The sequence below is a fragment of the Amycolatopsis sp. NPDC004625 genome, assembly GCF_040609695.1.
GTDB lineage: Bacteria > Actinomycetota > Actinomycetes > Mycobacteriales > Pseudonocardiaceae > Amycolatopsis.
Genome location: NZ_JBEXKX010000026.1, coordinates 73,903 through 91,582 on the forward strand (window position 1 = coordinate 73,903; position 17,680 = coordinate 91,582).

Sequence of the window (17,680 nt, forward strand, 5' to 3'; positions counted from 1 at the left end):
GGGCCTACCATATGTCGTACTCTACATAGGTAGTCCTCAGGTTGTCCATCAGCCGATCGCCGGCGAGATCTCCGTCGACTTGACCAGCGTGACCACCGAGGAGCCCTCCGCCAGGCCCAGCTCGGTGACAGCCTCCCGGGTGATGGGCGCGGTCAGCTCACCACCGTCGACGGCGAGCTTCACCGTCGCCATCGCCTCCCCCGCCGCCACGCCGGTGACCCGGCCGGGCAGCTGGTTGCGGATGCTGATCCCGCTCACCGGGCCGGTGGCCGGCGACACCCCGGTCGGCGCAGGTCAGGCGGCTCGGCCTCCTGACGACGAGGTCCTCATGCCGGGTGGATGAGCCGGCTCTCGTAGGCGAAGATCACGGCCTGGATCCGGTCGCGGAGCTCGAGTTTCTGCAGGATCCGCCCCAGGTGCGACTTCACCGTCGCCTCCGCGAGGTGCAGGGCGGCCGCGATCTCGGAGTTCGACCGGCCCGCGCCCACCTGGACGAGCACCTCGTGCTCACGCGCGCTGAGCCGGCTCAGGCGCTCGTCGTGCCCGGTCGTGCCGTCGGGAAGGTGGGGGCGGAAGTTCTCCAGCAGCCGGCGGGTGATGCGCGGGGAGACCACCGCGTCGCCCGCGGCGACGTGCCGGATCGCCGTGAGCAGTTCCTCGGGCCGGGTGTTCTTCAGCAGGAACCCGGAGGCTCCGGCCTTGAGCCCGGCGAAGGCGTATTCGTCGAGGTCGAACGTGGTGAGGATGAGCACCCGGACCTGCGGGCAGGTGCCGATGATCTGCCGGGTCGCCTCGATGCCGTCGGTCCCGGGCATCCGGACGTCCATCAGCACGACGTCGGGACGCAGTTCCCGGGCGAGGCGGACGGCCTGGGCGCCGTCTTCGGCTTCGGCGACCGGTGCCATGTCGGGCTGGGCCTCCAGGACCGTGCCGAAGGCCATCCGGAGCAGCGCTTCGTCGTCGGCGATCAGGATGCGGATCGTCATGCCGGCGCCACGGCGAGGAACAGTCGCGTGTGGACGCCCCAGCCGCCGTCCGGGAGTGGTCCGGCGCGCACCGTCCCGCCGTAGGCCGCCGCGCGCTCGCGCATGCCGGTGAGGCCGTGGCCGGTGGTGGCGGGGGACGGCGTGCCGGGGCCGGTGTCGGTGACGTCCACCGTGACGGTCTCGGCCGCGCACTCGATCCGCACCGTCGCCCGGGTGCCGGCGGGCGTGTGCTTGAGGGTGTTGGTCAGGGCCTCCTGGACCAGCCGGTGGACGGTCAGCTGCGCGGTGGCGGGGACGTGGGTGAAGCCGCCGTGGATTTCCAGGCCGGTCGGCAGCCCGGCGGCGCCCATCTGGTCGGCGAGGGTGCTCAGCTGGGCGATGCCGGGCAGCGGGTGGCGCAGCGCGTCCGGTTCGCCGGCGCGCAGGACGCCGAGGGAACGCCGCATGTCGGTCAGCGCCTGGCGGCCCGTCTCGGAGATCTGGAGCATCGCCGTGGTGGCCTTGCCGGGCGACCGGTGCTGCGCGTAGACGGCGGCGTCGGTCAGCGCGACCATGACCGACAGGTTGTGGGTGACGATGTCGTGCATCTCCCGGGTGATCCGCGTCCGCTCTTCGGCGACGGCCACCCGCGCCTGCTGGTCGTGGTCGCGCTCCAGGCGCACGGCCCGTTCCTCGACGGCGGCGAGGTAGGCGCGGTGGGTCCGCACGTGCACCCCGAAGACGCCGACGGCGACGATCAGCGCGGTGACCGCGACGAACGGGGTCAGGAACGCGCCTTCGGTGGCCCAGCGCAGGCAGGCCAGCAGGCCCCCGGCCGCCAGGACGGCCCCGGCGGCCAGGGTGTCACGCAGCTCCGAGTGCACGGCCACCGTGTAAAGCGCCACCAGCAGGGCGAGGTCGGCGGGCAGCTGGACGTCCAGCAGCCACTGGACCGAGGCGAACACGGCCACGGCGGCGAAGACCGTGCGCGGGGCCCGGTGCCGCCACGCCAGGGGCAGCACCAGGACGACGGTGAAGGCCACGGCCACCGGCAGCTCACGCGGCGGCCGGGTGGTGACGACGTTGAGCAGGAGAAGGGCCGGCAGCAGCGACCCCCGCACCACCGGCGGCAGCCGGGAAGCGTTGCGCGCCCATCGTTTCAGCACCCGGTCGCCGGGTCCGGCCGCCGCCTCGGTCATCGCTCGTTCCCGTCGGTCCAGCTCCGGGCGGGTACCCGGTCCCGCCATGCTAGGCCGGGGACACCGCCGCGCACATGAGCCCGCCGGCTGATCGCGCCCGGCCGGGATGCGACCCGAGGAGGAGTCCCACCCCCTCCCCCGGTCGCAGTCCGGCCGCCGATCCGGCCGGTCCGGTTGCCACCGCCGTCGCACCGGGAACGGGACCCGGGAGCGATGTGGCCGGGCCTGCCCCGCGCCGAGGATGGCCGGGTGACCGAGATCATCACGGGACTGAACCTGTCCCTCCTGGAACTCCTTGCGTTGCTCGGAGCCGTCGCGCTGGTCGTGGCGCGCTGGCTTCCGCCGGCCGCCCGTCCACCCGCCACGATCGCGGCCGGGGCGGTGCTCCTGCTGTCCGTGGTCGCGTTGAGCGTGACGGGACTCCGCCGGCCGATGCTGCCGGTGCTGGCGGGCGCTGTCATCGCTGCACCGTTCGCTTTCGCCCCTTTGGTGCGACGTCGGACCGGCCGACGGGCCCGCTGGTGGCTCGCGTTGCCGGGTTCGCTGGCCTGTGCCGGGCTGATCGCCACGGGCGTCGTGGCCGCGTGGGCCTTTCCCGTGCCCGTGTTCCCCGTTCCCTCGGGCGGCTTCGCGGTCGGCACCCGCGTGCTGCAGTGGACCGACCCGGCGCGTCCCGAAACCTTCACGGCCGATCCGCTCGACCGGCGGACGGTCGTCGTCCAGCTCTGGTACCCCGCGCAGAACAGCGCCGCGGACGCACCGCGGGCGCCCTACCTCGGACGTACGGAAGACGAAGGGCGCACCATCGCCGAAGCCGTCGCCGCCGGAGCCGGCCTGCCGGGGTTCCTGCTGGACGACGTCCCGCGCGCCCGCACCCACTCGGTCTTCGACGCCCCGGTGGCCCGCTCGGGCGGGCGGTTCCCGATCGTGCTGTTCTCCCCCGGATCCGGCGGGGTGCGCACCCAGAACACCGCGTGGGCGGAGGACCTGGCCAGCCACGGCTACGTGGTCGCCGCCGTCGACCACCCGTACGACTCCGCCGCCGTCGTCCTCGCCGACGGCCGGACGATCACCACGGCGACCGTCTCCAGCGGCGACCGGGACACCGACGAGGAGCTGGCGGCCGGCTGGACCGCGATCCGCGCCGCCGACCTCGGCTTCGTGCTGACCAAGCTGGCGGGCCTGGACGAAGGCGCCGACCCGCTGACGGGCCGCCTGGACACCGGCCGGGTCGCCGCGACCAGCCATTCCCTCGGTGGCGCCGCCGCCCTGCAGGCCGTCCGCCAGGACCACCGGTTCGCCGCCGCCATCGACCTGGACGGCTACCCCCACGGCCCGGTGTCGCCCGCCCTCGACCGGCCGGCCCTCGCGCTCACCCAGGCCATCACCCCGGCGACGGACCCGCGTTACCTGCCGCGCCTCACCGAGGTGTTCGAGAGCAGCACGGCGCCGAGCTACCGCCTGACGATCCCGGGCGCGGCCCACCTCACGTTCACGGACGGCCCGCTGTACCTGCCACCGGTGCCCTCGATCGTCGGTTCCCTGGGCCGCACCGACAGCCCGCGGATCGTGGCCGCGGCGACGGTCGCGTTTTTGGACTCCGTTCTCCGTGGCGCGTCCACCGATGTGGCCGGCGCGCTGCCGGCGTACGGGGAGCTCGACGTCCACCGTCCGGACCCCGGCCGCTGACCGGGGCCATCAGGGCCAGTCCTCAGTAGGGTGCGGTCGTCGGCCAGACGATCGCGCTGGTGGGGATGGCCGCGGTGAGCTGACGGAAATCCGCCGCCGGTACCACGCCCTGGTCGTGCAGGGCCGTGGCCACGAGACGGGCGACCTCGATCGCGCCGGCGGCCTGGAAGTGCGTGTTGTCCGAGCTGCCGCCGGGGTAGTTCGGGTACTGGCCGGCCGGGAAGATCATGAAGTACTTCTTCGTCCCCTCGACACCCGCGCGGTTCCACAGCGCCGTGCTGGCCGCGGTCAGGTCGACCAGCGGTACCCGCTTGGCCGCCGCGAGTTCCCGCATCGCCGCCGGGTATGCGCCGTGCGACGGGGTGATCGTGCCCGCGCTGCCGAAGTGGCGGCGCTCGACCGGTGTGAGGAGGATCGGGATGGCGCCCTTGGCTCGGCTCTTGTCGACGTACTGCGAGAGGTACTGCTTGTAGGTCGTCGACGGTTCGGTGTACCGGGTCGGATCGTCGGCCTTCTCGTCGTTGTGGCCGAACGAGATCAGCAGGTAGTCCCCTTTCTTGATCAGCCCGAGGATGTGGTCGAGCCGGCCCAGGTCGATGAAGCTCTTGGAGCTGGCGCCCGACTTGGCCACGTTCACCGCCACGGCGTTCGGCGTCAGGAACACCGGGAGCGCCTGGGCCCAGCCGGCCCGGGGCGCCTGCGCCGAGGTGTAGGTCGACGCCGTCGAGTCGCCCGCGATGTAGATGTGAGTGACGGTCGCGGCCGAAGCACTCACCCCGGTGCCCGTCAGGGCGGCCACCACCCCGGCGACGACGGTGGCGATCCGGTGCCGGAACCCTGGTTTCCGCGGCATGCGTTGCCTTCCTCCGTCTGTGAAAGCGCTTTCTCATACCATACGGCAACGCCGCTCGCCCGGCGGCAGGATTACCGTGAATGGCGCAGGGAAACCCGCCCACACCGGTCGCCACCGGCACTGCGGCAGACGGCCTAATCTTCGACAGTTTCCCCGATCCGCCGGCCACGCCGTGGAAAATTGACCGGAATCACCGCCGCACGGCGAAGTTGTGCCAGCGGAGATTGGCTCTTACGGACGGCAAAGATCGGCGCTAGGGTCGTCGTCGCCAGCGGCGACGCCCGGTGCGCCGGCCCCGGCACACCGCGCACCGCCGAGGCGACCGCCGCCGGGAACGAGGAGCCTGCATCGAGAAGCTTCCGTCCACCCGCCGCGGCACTCCCCCTTTTCCGCGAATCCCGGCACCGCCACGCCCTTGACCCGTTTCCGACCGCCCGCGAGGACCTGATCGATGTCTGTGCACCTACTCGCGCACCAGCAGGCGGGACGTCCGCCGGTGGGCCGGGCCCTGTACGTTCTGCCGGCCGCCGCCGTCGTCACCGGCGGGGCGTGGTGGCTGACGGCCGGGGCGTACGCGGCCTGGTACGGCGGGGTGGCGGCCGTCGTCGTCTGCGCGGCGGTCACGATCGCCGCGTACTTCGCGCTGGCGGCGCGCCACCACCGGGCCCGGATCGCCGTGCTGGACGCGGAAATCGACCGCCTGGCCGACGAAACGCTGCCCGCCGTGGTGCAGCGCGTGCGTGACGGCGCTTCGGCGGACACCGCGCTCGCCGAAGTGCCCGGCCCGGCCGACGGGGCCCGGCGGCGGCTGCTGGAGACGGTGGCGCAGGAGATCGGCCGGGGCGAACGGATGCGCACGGCCACCATGGCGGCCTGCGCCAACGCCGCCGGCCGCGTCCAGGCGCTGGCCACCAGCATGCTGGCCGACCTGCGGGAGATGGAAGGCCGCTACGACGAAAACGTCCTCGGCGACCTGCTCGAACTGGACCACAGCACGGCGCAGGCGGGCCGGCTGGCGGACAGCATCGCGGTCCTGACCGGCGCGCGGTCCGGCCGGCGCTGGACCAAGCCGATCGTGATGGAGAGCATCCTGCGCGGCGCGATGGGGCGGATCAGCGCCTACCAGCGGGTGCGGACGCACTCGACGAGCACCGTCGCGATCGCCGGGTACGCCGCCGAAGGCGTGATGCACGCCCTGGCCGAACTGATGGACAACGCCACCAGCTTCTCCCCGCCGTCGGAGGACGTCCACGTGTACGTGGAGGAGGTGCACGCGGGTGTGGTGGTCACGATCGAGGACAGCGGCCTGGTCATGGGCCCCGCGGCGCTGGAGCGGGCCGTGCGGGCGGTTTCCGCCGAGCCACTGGACCTGACCACGCTCTCCGGCACCCGGCTGGGCCTGGCGGTGGTGGGGTGCCTGGCGCGCAAGCACGGCTTGACCGTGCACTTCCGGCCGTCCGCGCGGGGCGGCACCGGCGTGGTGGTGATGATCCCGCGGCAGCTGATCACCCAGCCCGAGCCGGACGCGCTGCCGGTCACGCCGGAGGTGCGCACACCGCCCGCCCCGGCGCCCGCCACTCCTCCGGCGTCCACAGTGGAGGGTGGGCTGCCGCAGCGGCGTCGCGGGCAGACGCTGGCGGCCGCGCCCAGGCCGGTACCGCCGCCGGCGCCGGGTCCCGCACCGGCGCGGGCCGACGCCGGTGCCCGGTTCAGCGCGTTCCACGCGGCCGGCCGGGGCACCCGCCCGTCCGCTCCTTCGGAGGACAGCCGATGAACACCACCGAGCACGACCTCGACTGGCTGCTGGAGAACCTCCTGGCCAAGACACCCGGCACCCGGCACGCGCTGGTGCTGTCCAAGGACGGGCTCAAGCTCTGCCACACCCGCGGGCTCACCATCGACCAGGCCGACCAGCTGGCCGCCATCGCTTCGGGCATCCAGAGCCTGGCCTACGGGACGTCCATCGAGTTCGGCGACGGGACCGGCGGAGTGCGCCAGTCCATGACGGAGTTCCACGGCGGGATGCTGTTCATCGTGGAAGCCGGCGAAGGCGCCCACCTCGCGGTGATCGCCGCCGACGAGGCGGACGTCGGTCTCGTCGGGCACACCATGAACGAGCTCGTCGAGCAGCTCGGCGCGTACCTGACCGCCCCGCCCCGCGCCGCGCGGCCCACCACGGCCGGATGACGTGACGCGGGAACGCCTCCACCGCGAGGACCCGGACCGGTTGTACACCGTCACCGGCGGGCGCAGCCGTGCGGACGAGAGCGGGCTGGACCTGGTGACGCTGATCGTGAGCGAAAGCGATCCGGTCCCCGGCATGCAGTCCGAGCACGTCCGGATCCTGCACCTGTGCCGGCACCCGACGGCGATGGTGGAAGTCGCTTCGGAGCTGGGCCTGCCGGTGAGCGTCGTGAAGATCCTGCTGTGCGACCTGCTCGACACCGGCCGGGTCACCGCCCGCCACCCGTCCCCGGCTCCGGCCGGCGCCGATCTGCCCGATCTCGAAACCCTGGAACAGGTACTCCGTGGACTGCACAAGCTCTGACCGGGACGTCCGCACCCCGCTGCCGGGTACCGCCCGCGAAGGGCTGAAGATCGTGATCGTCGGCGGGTTCGGGGTGGGCAAGACGACCATGGTCCGCTCGGTCAGCGAAATCCGCCCGCTGAGCACCGAGGAGACCCTGACGCAGGCGGGCGTCGGCATCGACGAGGGCGCCTCCCCCGGCAAGACCACCACCACGGTCGCGTTCGACTTCGGGCGGATCAGCCTGAACGAGGAGATGGTGCTGTACCTGTTCGGCGCGCCGGGCCAGGAGCGGTTCTGGTTCCTCTGGGACCGCCTGTTCGCCGGGACCCTGGGCGCCGTCGTGCTGGTCGACACCCGCCGGCTGGCCGACTCCTGGTACTCGATCGACCGCCTCGAACACCACGGGACGCCGTTCGTCGTCGCGCGCAACAACTTCGGCGAGCCGGAGCACTCCCTCGACCAGGTGCGCCACGCCCTCGACCTGCCCGCCGGCGTGCCGCTGATCGACTGCGACGCCCGCCGCCGGGACTCGAGCAAGACGGTCCTGCTGTCCCTCGTCAACCACCTCTTCGTCCTGTCCGCCGCCCGGGAGACCGCCTCATGAGCACGCCCCAGTCCGCCGTCCCGCTGTCCGGGCCGCAGTTCCAGCAGCGGTCCGCGGACCTCTACGCGCAGCTGCGGCGCACGCACGGGCCGGTGGCCCCGGTCCTGCTCGACGGCGACGTGCCGGCGTGGCTGGTCCTGGGCTACCGCGAGGTGCAGTACGTCGTGAGCAACCCCGAGGTCTTCGGGCGCGACTCGCGGCGCTGGAACGCCTGGGACCGCGTCCCGCCCGACTGGCCGCTGCTGCCGCTGCTCGCCCACCAGCCCACGATGATGTTCGCCGAGGGCGCCGAGCACCGGCGGCGGGCCGAGGCCCTCGACGAGGCGCTCGGCGCCGTCGACCAGTTCGACCTGGGGGCGCGGGCCCAGCAGGTCGCCGACCAGCTCGTCGACGCCTTCGCCGGGAGCGGCGAAGCCGACCTGATCACCCAGTACGCCGACGGGGTGCCGCTGCCGGTCGTCGCCCGGATGATCGGCGTGCCGGCCGCGGAGACCGCGGACCTGGTGAGCGACGTCTACCGGACGCACGCGGCGGGCGAGGGCGCGAACGAGGCCTACGCGCGGGTCCGGGACCGGGTGCGGGGCCTGGTCGAGTCGCGCCGGCGTGCTCCGGGACCGGACGTCACCTCGCGGCTGCTGGCCCACCCGGCCGCGCTCGCCGACGAGGAGATCACCGAGGACCTGCTCCACCTGATGAACGCGGGCCAGCTGCCGACGGCCTACTGGATCGGCAACACCCTGCGGCTGATGCTCACCGACGACCGCTTCGCGATGACGCTCTCGGGCGGGCGCCGGAGCGTCGGCCAGGCGCTGAACGAGGTGCTCTGGGAGGACACGCCGACGCAGAACTTCCCGGGCCGGTTCGCCGCCCACGACCTCCGGCTGGGCAGCAGCCGGATCCGCCAGGGCGACCTGCTCATCCTCGGGCTCGCGGCGGCCAACCAGGACCCGCTCGTCCGGCCGGTCCCGCAGGCCTCGACCGGCAACCAGGCGTACCTGTCGTTCAGCCACGGCCAACACCGGTGCCCGTACGCGGCCCAGGAGATCGCCAAGGTCATCGCCGAGGCGGCGATCGAGGTGCTGCTCGACCGGCTGCCGGACGTCGCGCTGTCGGTCCCGGCCGACGAACTGGCGTGGCGGCCGTCGCCGCTGTTCCGCGGCCTGGCGGCGCTGCCGGTGCGGTTCACCCCGGCCGGCTGATCCGCGGCGCGTTCTCGACCGGCACCGGCCGGCGGTCAAGGCCCGTCGGCGATCAGGTCCGGTCCGGCCGGTCATCACGGCCGAAGAGGCAGACTTCACGGTCGCCGGTTGACGTCACCGCCGCCGGTCACCAGGATCCCGCCGATGAAGCTCAGCGCCGGGCACACCGGCCGAACGAGGAAAGCTCCGGTGCCGGGCGGGATCCTGCTCCCTTGGGTGGCCCTGCTCGCGACGGCGTGCGCGCCGGCGAGCGTCGCCGGCTCGGCGAGCCCGGCCACGACCGGCCCGGTCACCCCGGCGGCTCCGGCGTCGCCAGTTCGGCCCGCTTCCGGCGCCGGCACCCCGGGCGGCGCCGTCGAGCGCTGGGTCACCCAGATCCTGCAGGAGCGGTACACCGAGGCGTGCCTGTCGAGCGCGCCGGTGCTGCTGCCCGCCGGTCAGGACGCCGAGACCCTGTGCCGGAAGCCGGAAGTCCTGGCGAGCGCCAAGTCGCTGCACGAGGCGTGGGCCAAGCCGGGCGTCACCCTGCCTCCCGCCGGGAAGGTCGAGGTCGCCCCGGTGAAGCAGGCGGGTGACCGGATCACGGTGCCGGACACCGCGATCAAGCTCGACGGCCGCACGCTGCGCAGCATCGAACTCGTCGGCGCGACCGGCGACACCGGCTCGTTCAGCCTCAGCCTCAAGGTCCAGCGGCACGCGGGATCCTGGTACGTCACGGGTTTCGACCTCAAGGCGTGACGCCGGGGCTCCGGTCAGGACCGGCAGAGCAGCGCGTCCGGTGTCCGGTTCGACCCGATCCGGCCGGTGTAGGCGACACCGGCGACGTACTCCCCCGGTGCGCACTGGCCCTTGTAACTGCCGGTCGCGAAGTCGCCGCCGGGGGTGCCGGACGGCCGGTTGTCGCCGCGGTCGAACCACACCGTGCGGCCCGTGCGGCCCAGCGGGGCCGGCGATCGGCCGCACAGCACCGCCGAGAAGGCCGCGCCCTGGACGCTGTACCCGACGACCGCGTGGTCGGGCGGGCACTGCGTCTTGGTGTAGCCGGACGCCCAGTCCGTGTCGACGTAGGTCTCGTCGCGCACGGCCACGTACCCGGCCGGGGGCGCGAGCGTCCCGGTGCACAGGCCGCGGTTGCCGGTGTGGGCCAGTCCCGCCAGCCGCTGGCCGTCGGGGCAGACGCCCTTGCGGGCGCCGGAATTCCAGTCCGGCAGGGCGCGGACCTGGCGTGACTCCTGGAAGTCGGCGTAGTCCAGGTTCAGCATCGACCAGTGCTCGGCCGCCGGGATCGGCCCGGTCCGCGACGGCGCGGAGATCAGCCGTTGCCAGGCCGGGCCGCGCCAGTCCGTGCCGTCGAGCACGTCGATGCGGCGGCCCGCCGCGTCGTACTCCAGCAACGCCCAGCCGTCGCCGGAGCCGTTCGTCTGAAAACCGACCGCGGGCCAGTAGGCGAAGTCCGTGTCCGTTTCGGCGAGGTAGTTCACGAAGGTCTCGAAGAAGGCGCGTGACGCCGGGTCGGTGGTGTTGCGGCCCTCGCCGAACTCGCTGATCCACAGCGGCGCGGTGTAGTGCTGCCCGGTGTCGGCCGAGACGAAGAACGCCTGCCGGTACAACGTGTCCCGCAGGTCCTGGGGCGAGAGGTCGCGGTAGCGCGGGTCGTGCGTTTCGCCGATCCCGGTCGCGCCGGAGTGGTTGGGCCCGGTGTAGCCGTAGAAGTGCGCCGAATAGACGAGCTTGCCCGAGTCCACGAGCGTGTGCGACAGCGTCCGGGCGGGTTCGAGCGTCGGCCGGCCGTGCGGGAAGCCGTCGATCGGCAGCCCGGTCCAGTTGATGCCCTCGACGAAGATCAGCAGGTCGCGGTTCGCCTCGGTGAGGATGCGGTCGGCGACCTGCTGGCTCGCGCGCTGCCAGTCGGTGCCGTTGCCCCAGCCCCAGTTGGGGTCGTCGAAGGCGTTGCGGCGGACCTCGTTGTACAGGTCGGCGCCGACGACGCGCTTGTTCGCGGCGTAGCGGCGCGCCATGAACAGCCAGTCGTCCTGCCACTGCTGTTCGGTCTGGGCGGTGTTCCAGCGTTCGTTGCCGTCGAGCCCGCAGCACCAGCGCGAGGTCGTGGTGTGGTTGTTGAGGATGACGGCGAACCCGCGCGCGGTGAGCCGGTCGACGACGCGGTCGTAGACCTGCAGCGGCGTCAGGCCGTGCAGGTCGGGGTTGGCGGCCAGGTCCGGCACCGGCCGGGTGTCGTGCAGCATCGCGTTGGAGAACTGCAGCCGGACGCTGTTCAGGCCCAGCTGCGCGAGCCCGTCGACGACCGTGTCGATCGGCGCGCGGTCCAGCCCGAGCGGGGTCTGGTAGGCGATCTCGCCGGCGTGGTGGTTCGCCGGATCGCCGACGTCGCCCGAGCCGGTCCACGTGCCGCTCGCGCCGTGCCAGTTGGCGGCCTTGAGCTTGAAGCGGTCACCGTGCGCGTCGACGACGTACCGGCCGCGGGTGCTGAGCGGCCCGGTCCAGGACGGTGGATCCGCCTGGGCCCGGGCGACCGGGACGACGACGCCGGCGGTGGCCAGCAGGACGGTGAGCAGCGCACCCGTGATCCTCACCCGGGTAAGTCAACCAACTCGCGGACCGCCGGAGAAGGGCCATAAGGATGGCCGCGCGTCCGCCGCTCACTGATCCGGCTCGGCCGCCACCGCGTCCCCCTGGGGCACTTCGGCCTGCTCGGCCGCGGGCGGCAGCGCCGGGGTGTCCTCCCGCCAGGCGAACGCGTGGTCGCGGTCCTGCCACAGCCGGCGCAGCAGGAACAGCGGGATGCAGACGAACAGCAGCACCAGGGCGATGAGCGTCTCCTTCAGCCCGCCGCGGCCGGCCAGCCCGGGGTTGGTGATCCCGACCGCGGCGACGACGAAGTCGAAGATCCCCAGCACGATCGCGACCGCGCCCCACTTGCGGGACAGCCGGTACGGCCGCGGCCACTGCGGCCGGTCCCGGCGCAGCAGGACGTAGGCCCAGCAGGCCAGGCCGCAGCAGATGAAGTACCCGAGGTTGCTCGCCGCGACGATCGCGACCGTGTTCCCGACGAGGAACAGGATGAGCAGGTTGACGACGAGGTCGGCGCCCAGCGCGCGGCCCGGCATCCCGTAACCGTTCAGTTTGGACAGTTGTTTCACGGTCAGGTCGCTGCGCGAAATCCCGAGCAGCGCCCGGCCCGCCTGGGCGCTGGTGCCGACGAGGGTGACCCACAGCCCGATGGCGACGACCGCGACCACCAGCGAAGAACTCCCGGGCCACAGGATGTTCATGACGTCGACGGCGTACCCGTTCGGGTTGTCGCCGATGGCCTTCTCCCCCAGCGTGCCGGACACGACGAACGGGACGATGGTGAACACGCCGATCATCAGCATCGCGCACACCCGGATCGCCTGCGGGGTGTCCGAGCCCGGGCTGCGGTACTCGGGTGCGAACAGGGACGGTCCTTCGACGGCGTAGGTGGTCCAGCCCGCCAGGTACAGCAGCACCAGCGCGAGCGTGGGGTTGTCGAGCCGCCAGGTCAGGCCGGTGACGGACCACTTGCCTTCGATGAACGGCAGCACGACCAGCACCACGACGAAGACCGTGAAGATGATGACGCCGAGCGAGGTGACCCGGGCGGCGGGGCGGATGCCGAAGATGTTGAGCAGGAAGACGCTCACCAGCGCGGCGGCGCCCAGGAGGTGCGGCAGGCCGATGTGGACGCCCAGGAGGTCCACACCCCAGGTCGCCTCCGGGAACCACTGGGCCTGGACCACCTGGCCGAAGATCAGCGCCACGGCCGCCTGCACCAGCGAGTACGCCAGCCAGTAGCCCCACGAAACGATCGGCCCCACGAACACCGTGTAGCGGCGCAGGCCTTCGTTGGCGTACGCGGCGACACCGCCGGCGGTGTCCGGGAACATCGTGGCCATCTCGGCGTAGAGGAACGCCTGGGCGGTCGCGACCACCATCGAAGCGGCCCAGATCGCGATCACGCTCCACGCGCCGACCAAGCCGATCATGTACCCGACGGTGGTGAAGACACCCAGAATTGTCGTCAATCCGAGAAAGGCACCGGATTTCCAGGAAAGGACGCGGGGAAGACGATGGGGCGGGACGGTCATGCGACAACTCCCTGCTGATCGGCAGTTTGCCGGTGAATGAACGATAATCGAACGGCAAGTGCGCGTTGCGTACACAGCATGCGATGGGCATCAGAGCATGTCAAGACCGGTCCGAGCACGATCGAGCGCACCGGGGCGGGCCCGAAAACGGCAAAAGCCGGCCGGGGTGCCGTGAATACGACACACCGGCCGGCATCCGGCCGAACATTTTCCGTTCGGGTCTCGGGGGAACGAATTCCCGACGGCGGATTACAGCACGCGTTCGCGCAGGGTTCTCGCCGCGCGCATCGCGCTTTCGATCGCCCCGTCGATGAAACTGCACCAGCCGTGGGCGTAGTCGGCCCCCGCGAACGTCACGCGGCCGGGCATCGTGGCCAGGGCCTGGACGCCCTCGAGCTGGCCGGGCCGCAGCATCGCCCAGGTCTGCCGGGCGTACCGGTCGCCGACCCAGTCGTGGCTGGCGTAGTCGGTGACCTCGATGCCGGGCACCAGCCGGCGCACGTACCGGTCGGCCGTTTCGAGGTCGGTGACCGGGAACTTGCGGGCGTCGGTGCCGAACGAGAACGCGGTGAACTCCCCGTCCCCGAAGGCGTGCTCCCACTGGACGAGCGCGAGGGGTTCGTCGCTCGGGGCCATCGCGATGAACGGCTCGGTGGTCCCCCGCGCGCGTACCCAGAGCTTGAACCCCTGGGAACTCTGCCCGTCGGCCACGACCCGCGTGGCCGGCGACGGCAGGCCGGCGGGGAACTCGATGCCGCCGAGCACGCCGATCGGCGCCGTCACCACGCACGCCCGCGCCGAGAACTCGCTGCCGTCGGCGGTCGTCACGACGACGCCGTCGGCCCGTTCGTCGATGCGGGCCACGTGGACCCCCAGCCGGATGTCGCCGGAGACGTCCGATTCGATGGCTTTCGCGAGGGACACCGTGCCGTCGCGGAACCTCCAGTGCGAGCAGATGTCGAGCAGCAGCTGCCAGTCGCCGTTGCTGACCGCACCCCACCGCAACGCCTGCGTGAGCGCGCCGGTGGCGGCCGGCGCGTTGAAGTTCTGGCTCCACATCGCCTCGCACAGGGCATGAGCCTCGTCGTCGAGGCCGAGCTCGGCGAGCCGGTCGGTGACCGACAGCCGGTCGAGGTCGCGCCAGGCGTCCCCGGAAGCCGGTTCGTACGGGCGTTTGAACACCGTCATGCAGTCCTCGATGGACCGGCGCATGCCCTCGTTCATCCGCTCGAGCAGCTCGGCCGCGCTGCCGCTGCGGCGGGTGCCGCCGACCAGCCAGTGCGCGGTCTCCGGCCACGGCGTCTCGGCGACCGGCAGCCGGTACCGGGTCACCTCCGACCACACGTGCCCCTGCATCCAGTGGATCCACCCGCCGCCCATTTCGAGCTGCTCGCCCATCCGCGTGTCGGTCCACGTGCGGCCGCCGATCCGGTCGCGGCCTTCGAGCACCACCACCCGCGCGCCCGTCCACCCGAGCTCCCGCGCCACGGTCAGCCCGGCGAACCCGGCACCGACCACGACGACGTCCGTGTCGTACTGCACCGTCCGCTCACTTCCCTTCCGGCTCGGCACCCGCGTCCGGCATGCTCGCCGCTTCGACCCGCACATCTTCCAGCAGTTCGGCCATCGCCAGGAACTCCGGGATCTCGCCCGCGCCCGCGTTGGCCCGCTCCGCAGCCTCGGGCGTCCGGTAGATCCAGACGTCGGTCCACGAGCCGTCGGCGTGTTCGGCGAGCACCGGCGCGCCGACGAGGTCCGGGTGCGCCCGGCGGACCGCCGGGATGGCGGCGGACCGGCGGGCGAGGAAGGCCGGCTGCTGCCCGTCCTTGACCCGGAACTTGACGAACTCGACACACGACGGCATTTCGGCTCCTTTGTGGACGGTGGGGGGTGGACGGTCGCGGGTCACGGCCCCGGCGTCACGCCGGGGCGCCGGAGCGGACGGCGGTGAGGACCTCGGCGAAGCGGGCGAGCCGGCCGCCCTGGTAGCGGGCGCATTCCAGGGTGTCGTCGTCGGGCATGGCGGAGGGGAACCCGGCCGGCCACGACGTGCCGTAGGGGTTCCCGCCCGCCGCGTAGACGATGTCGTCGGTGTAGCCGAGCGGGAGGATGACGCAGCCCCAGTGGTAGAAGACGTTGTGCAGCGAAAGGATCGTGGCTTCCTGCCCGCCGTGCCGCTCGGCCGAGGAGACGAACGTGGTGACCGGCTTGTCGGCGAGCTTCCCCGCCTGCCACAGGCTGCCCGCGGTGTCGATGAACTGCTTGAGCTGCGCGGCCGGAGCCCCGTACCGGGTGGGCGTGCCGAACGCGTAGCCGTCGGCCCACTCCAGGTCGTCGAGGCTCGCCTCCTCGACCACCTCGTCCGTCTCCGCCTTGTGCTGCGCCCAGGCGGGGTTCGCCGCGATCGCCTCGGGCGGCGCGAGTTCGGCGACCCGGCGCAGCCGGACTTCGGCGCCGGCCGCTTCGGCGCCGCCCCGGACGGCCTCGGCGAGGCGGTGCACCGAGCCGGTGGCGCTGTAGTAGGTGACGAGGATGCGGGTGCCCATACGGCACTCCTTCCGTTCCGAGCGGGATGCCGGCCAAGCGTGTACGATTAACGTGCTTGCAGATCGATATCCGTACTATACGATCCACGCCGACCCCCGGTCAATCACGCGGGTCGCCGACCCGCTGTGCTAAACCATCAGCAGCACCCGGCCGCCGACGGAGGACCCTGACGATGAACTCGCCGAGCGGGGAGACCTCCCAGACGCTCGATCGCGGGCTGACCGTGCTGAGCCTGCTGGCCACCCACAGCGACGGGCTGACCGCGGCCGAGCTGGCCGAAGCGCTTTCCACCGCCCGGGCGGTGGTCTACCGGCTGCTGCGCACGCTCGAGGCCCACCGCCTCATCGGCCGCGTCAACACCCGGTACGTGCTCGGGATCGGGATCGCCGAGCTCGCCAGCAAACTGCGTCCCCGGCTCCAGGCCACCGTGCTCCCGATCCTGCGCCGGCTCAGCGAGGAGACGAACAGCACCACCCTGCTCAGCATCGCCGACGGCGACCAGGCGCTGATCCTGCTCACCGAAGAGCCCACCCGCAGCTTCTTCCACCTCGCGTTGCGCCAGGGGGCGAGGCACCCCCTCGACGTCGGCGCGGACGGCCTCGCCATCCTCGCCGGCCGCCCTGCCGCCCCGGACGACGGCGACGACGTCAAACTCGCCCGCCGCCGCGGGTACGCCCTGACGGCCGGCGCCCTCCAGAACGGCGCGATCGGCATCGCGGCACCGATCAAGAGCTCCGACTGGGCGACGGCCAGCATCGGCGTCGTCCAGCTCGGCGTCGAGGTCGCGGACCCGCACCTCCCGGAGCTGGTCACCGAGGCCGCCGCCGAAGCGGCCCGGCGGCTCTCGGGCGACTTCACCACGGACCCCGACGCGCAAGCCTGACGGCGGTCAGGGCGCTCGCCGGCTTTCGGTGCCGTCGGGTGGCGGACGCGACCGGTACCGGCCGGGCCGATGGGTGCCGCGGCGGAAAGCCGTGCTCAGGCGACCTCGATCACGACCTTGCCCGGCGCGTGCCCGTGCTCGACGGTGGCGAGCGCGGCCGGGGCGTCGGCCAGCGGGTGGACCGCCGTGATCACCGGGGCGAGGACGCCGTCCAGGGCCAGCCGGGCGGACCGCTCCAGGTTCTCGCGGTCGAGGCGCCGCTCGACGAACCGCCCGCCGACCTCCGCCACGGACGTGTCCCCCACGGCGATCACGCTGCGCGGATCCCTTGCCAGGGGCGCGACCGTCCGCAGCGAGGGGCCGCCGACCAGGTCGACGATCCCGTCGACGCCGTCCGGCACCAGCTCGCGCGCCGCGGCGGTGACGTCCTCGGCGGTGTAGTCGACGAACCGCACCCCGGCGGCCTCGGCGTGCTCGCGCTTGGCGGCGCTCCCGGTCCCGATCACCTGCAGCCCGCGCGCGGCCGCCAGCCGGGCGACGGCGAGGCCGACCCCGCCCCCGACCCCGTTGACCAGGAGCGTGGCGCCGGCCGGGAGGCCGAGCTGGTCGAGCACGTCCACCGCGGTCGTCCCCGCCACCGGCAGCGTCGCCGCCACGGTCGGGGACAGGCCCGCCGGACGGCGAGCGGTGTTCGGCGCGGACAGCACCGTCGTCTCGGCGTAGGTGCCGCCGCCGGTCAGCGCGAAGCCGAAGACCGCGTCACCCACCTCGAGCCCGTCGACGTCCTCGCCCAGGGCCAGCACGGTCCCGGCCGCCTCCATGCCCAGCACGCGCGGGAACGGGCGCCCGCCGTCGAGCCCGGGGACCACCCCCGAGCGCAGCAGGTGGTCGAGCGGGTTCACCCCGGCGGCGTCGACCCGGACCAGCACCTCGCCGCGGCCGGGGGCGGGATCCGGGCGATCGAAGAACTCCTGCACCTCGGGCCCGCCGTGCCTGCCGAAACCCCACGCCTGTCCCATTTTCCGCTGCCTCCCGGTGACCGGCCCGGTCGTTCCGGGCCGGTCGCCATCCTCACCGCTGACAC

General features: G+C 72.8%; 18 protein-coding genes. 8 read left to right on the top strand and 10 right to left on the bottom strand.

The window, feature by feature from the left end; all coding sequences use genetic code 11:
• Positions 1-48: 48 nt before the first annotated feature.
• The 3 genes from ABZW17_RS27615 to ABZW17_RS27625 all read right to left on the bottom strand — a co-directional run bounded on the left by ABZW17_RS27615 (position 49) and on the right by ABZW17_RS27625 (position 2,164).
• A complete protein-coding gene (locus tag ABZW17_RS27615; protein ID WP_354820211.1) occupies positions 49-258 on the bottom strand; it encodes a TOBE domain-containing protein in 210 nt (69 codons plus the stop codon).
• A 68-nt stretch (positions 259-326) separates the two neighbouring features.
• Complete coding sequence (locus ABZW17_RS27620) at positions 327-986, bottom strand: response regulator transcription factor (RefSeq protein ID WP_354820214.1); 660 nt, start codon at positions 984-986, stop codon at positions 327-329.
• Positions 983-2,164 (bottom strand): histidine kinase, encoded by a 1,182-nt coding sequence (locus ABZW17_RS27625; RefSeq protein WP_354820217.1) that lies wholly within the window; start codon positions 2,162-2,164, stop codon positions 983-985. Before ABZW17_RS27625 ends, ABZW17_RS27620 begins: the two co-directional genes overlap by 4 nt.
• Before the next feature lie 249 nt (positions 2,165-2,413).
• Between ABZW17_RS27625 and ABZW17_RS27630 the strand changes: the two genes are divergently transcribed.
• Positions 2,414-3,853 carry a hypothetical protein gene (locus ABZW17_RS27630; RefSeq protein WP_354820220.1) on the top strand — a complete coding sequence of 480 codons (1,440 nt, stop codon included), beginning with the start codon at positions 2,414-2,416 and terminating at the stop codon, positions 3,851-3,853.
• Positions 3,854-3,875: 22 nt separating this feature from the next.
• On the opposite strand, the gene ABZW17_RS27635 is transcribed toward ABZW17_RS27630, so the two are convergent.
• Positions 3,876-4,706, bottom strand: a complete 831-nt coding sequence (locus ABZW17_RS27635; protein ID WP_354820223.1) for a rhamnogalacturonan acetylesterase — start codon at positions 4,704-4,706, stop codon at positions 3,876-3,878.
• A gap of 451 nt (positions 4,707-5,157) precedes the next feature.
• On the opposite strand from ABZW17_RS27635, the gene ABZW17_RS27640 reads away from it, so the two are divergent.
• The 6 genes from ABZW17_RS27640 (at position 5,158) to ABZW17_RS27665 (ending at position 9,777) form a co-directional block, all read left to right on the top strand.
• Positions 5,158-6,480 (top strand): ATP-binding protein, encoded by a 1,323-nt coding sequence (locus tag ABZW17_RS27640; protein ID WP_354820226.1) that lies wholly within the window; start codon positions 5,158-5,160, stop codon positions 6,478-6,480.
• The gene (locus tag ABZW17_RS27645; RefSeq protein WP_354820229.1) at positions 6,477-6,893 is read left to right on the top strand and encodes a roadblock/LC7 domain-containing protein; all 417 of its coding nucleotides are present in this window, start codon (positions 6,477-6,479) and stop codon (positions 6,891-6,893) included. Before ABZW17_RS27640 ends, ABZW17_RS27645 begins: the two co-directional genes overlap by 4 nt.
• Before the next feature lies 1 nt (position 6,894).
• Positions 6,895-7,254 (top strand): DUF742 domain-containing protein, encoded by a 360-nt coding sequence (locus ABZW17_RS27650; protein WP_354820232.1) that lies wholly within the window; start codon positions 6,895-6,897, stop codon positions 7,252-7,254.
• 52 nt (positions 7,255-7,306) lie between these two features.
• The gene (locus ABZW17_RS27655; RefSeq protein WP_354820381.1) at positions 7,307-7,840 is read left to right on the top strand and encodes an ATP/GTP-binding protein; all 534 of its coding nucleotides are present in this window, start codon (positions 7,307-7,309) and stop codon (positions 7,838-7,840) included.
• Positions 7,837-9,039, top strand: a complete 1,203-nt coding sequence (locus ABZW17_RS27660) for a cytochrome P450 (RefSeq protein ID WP_354820235.1) — start codon at positions 7,837-7,839, stop codon at positions 9,037-9,039. Before ABZW17_RS27655 ends, ABZW17_RS27660 begins: the two co-directional genes overlap by 4 nt.
• Before the next feature lie 144 nt (positions 9,040-9,183).
• On the top strand, positions 9,184-9,777 hold the full coding sequence (locus ABZW17_RS27665; protein ID WP_354820238.1) for a hypothetical protein: 594 nt from the start codon (positions 9,184-9,186) through the stop codon (positions 9,775-9,777).
• A gap of 14 nt (positions 9,778-9,791) precedes the next feature.
• Here ABZW17_RS27665 and ABZW17_RS27670 read toward each other — a convergent pair whose 3' ends face one another.
• From ABZW17_RS27670 to wrbA, 5 genes are all read right to left on the bottom strand, one after another.
• Positions 9,792-11,615, bottom strand: a complete 1,824-nt coding sequence (locus ABZW17_RS27670; RefSeq protein ID WP_354820384.1) for a cellulase family glycosylhydrolase — start codon at positions 11,613-11,615, stop codon at positions 9,792-9,794.
• 84 nt (positions 11,616-11,699) lie between these two features.
• Complete coding sequence (locus ABZW17_RS27675; protein WP_354820241.1) at positions 11,700-13,166, bottom strand: APC family permease; 1,467 nt, start codon at positions 13,164-13,166, stop codon at positions 11,700-11,702.
• Positions 13,167-13,415: 249 nt separating this feature from the next.
• Positions 13,416-14,708, bottom strand: a complete 1,293-nt coding sequence (locus tag ABZW17_RS27680; protein WP_354820244.1) for an NAD(P)/FAD-dependent oxidoreductase — start codon at positions 14,706-14,708, stop codon at positions 13,416-13,418.
• A 7-nt stretch (positions 14,709-14,715) separates the two neighbouring features.
• Positions 14,716-15,030, bottom strand: a complete 315-nt coding sequence (locus ABZW17_RS27685; protein ID WP_354820247.1) for a hypothetical protein — start codon at positions 15,028-15,030, stop codon at positions 14,716-14,718.
• Between the two features lie 55 nt (positions 15,031-15,085).
• Complete coding sequence (gene wrbA, locus ABZW17_RS27690; protein WP_354820250.1) at positions 15,086-15,712, bottom strand: NAD(P)H:quinone oxidoreductase; 627 nt, start codon at positions 15,710-15,712, stop codon at positions 15,086-15,088.
• A 173-nt stretch (positions 15,713-15,885) separates the two neighbouring features.
• On the opposite strand from wrbA, the gene ABZW17_RS27695 reads away from it, so the two are divergent.
• Positions 15,886-16,596 carry a helix-turn-helix domain-containing protein gene (locus tag ABZW17_RS27695; RefSeq protein WP_354820253.1) on the top strand — a complete coding sequence of 237 codons (711 nt, stop codon included), beginning with the start codon at positions 15,886-15,888 and terminating at the stop codon, positions 16,594-16,596.
• A 95-nt stretch (positions 16,597-16,691) separates the two neighbouring features.
• Here ABZW17_RS27695 and ABZW17_RS27700 read toward each other — a convergent pair whose 3' ends face one another.
• The gene (locus ABZW17_RS27700) at positions 16,692-17,615 is read right to left on the bottom strand and encodes an NADP-dependent oxidoreductase (RefSeq protein ID WP_354820256.1); all 924 of its coding nucleotides are present in this window, start codon (positions 17,613-17,615) and stop codon (positions 16,692-16,694) included.
• Positions 17,616-17,680: the final 65 nt, after the last annotated feature.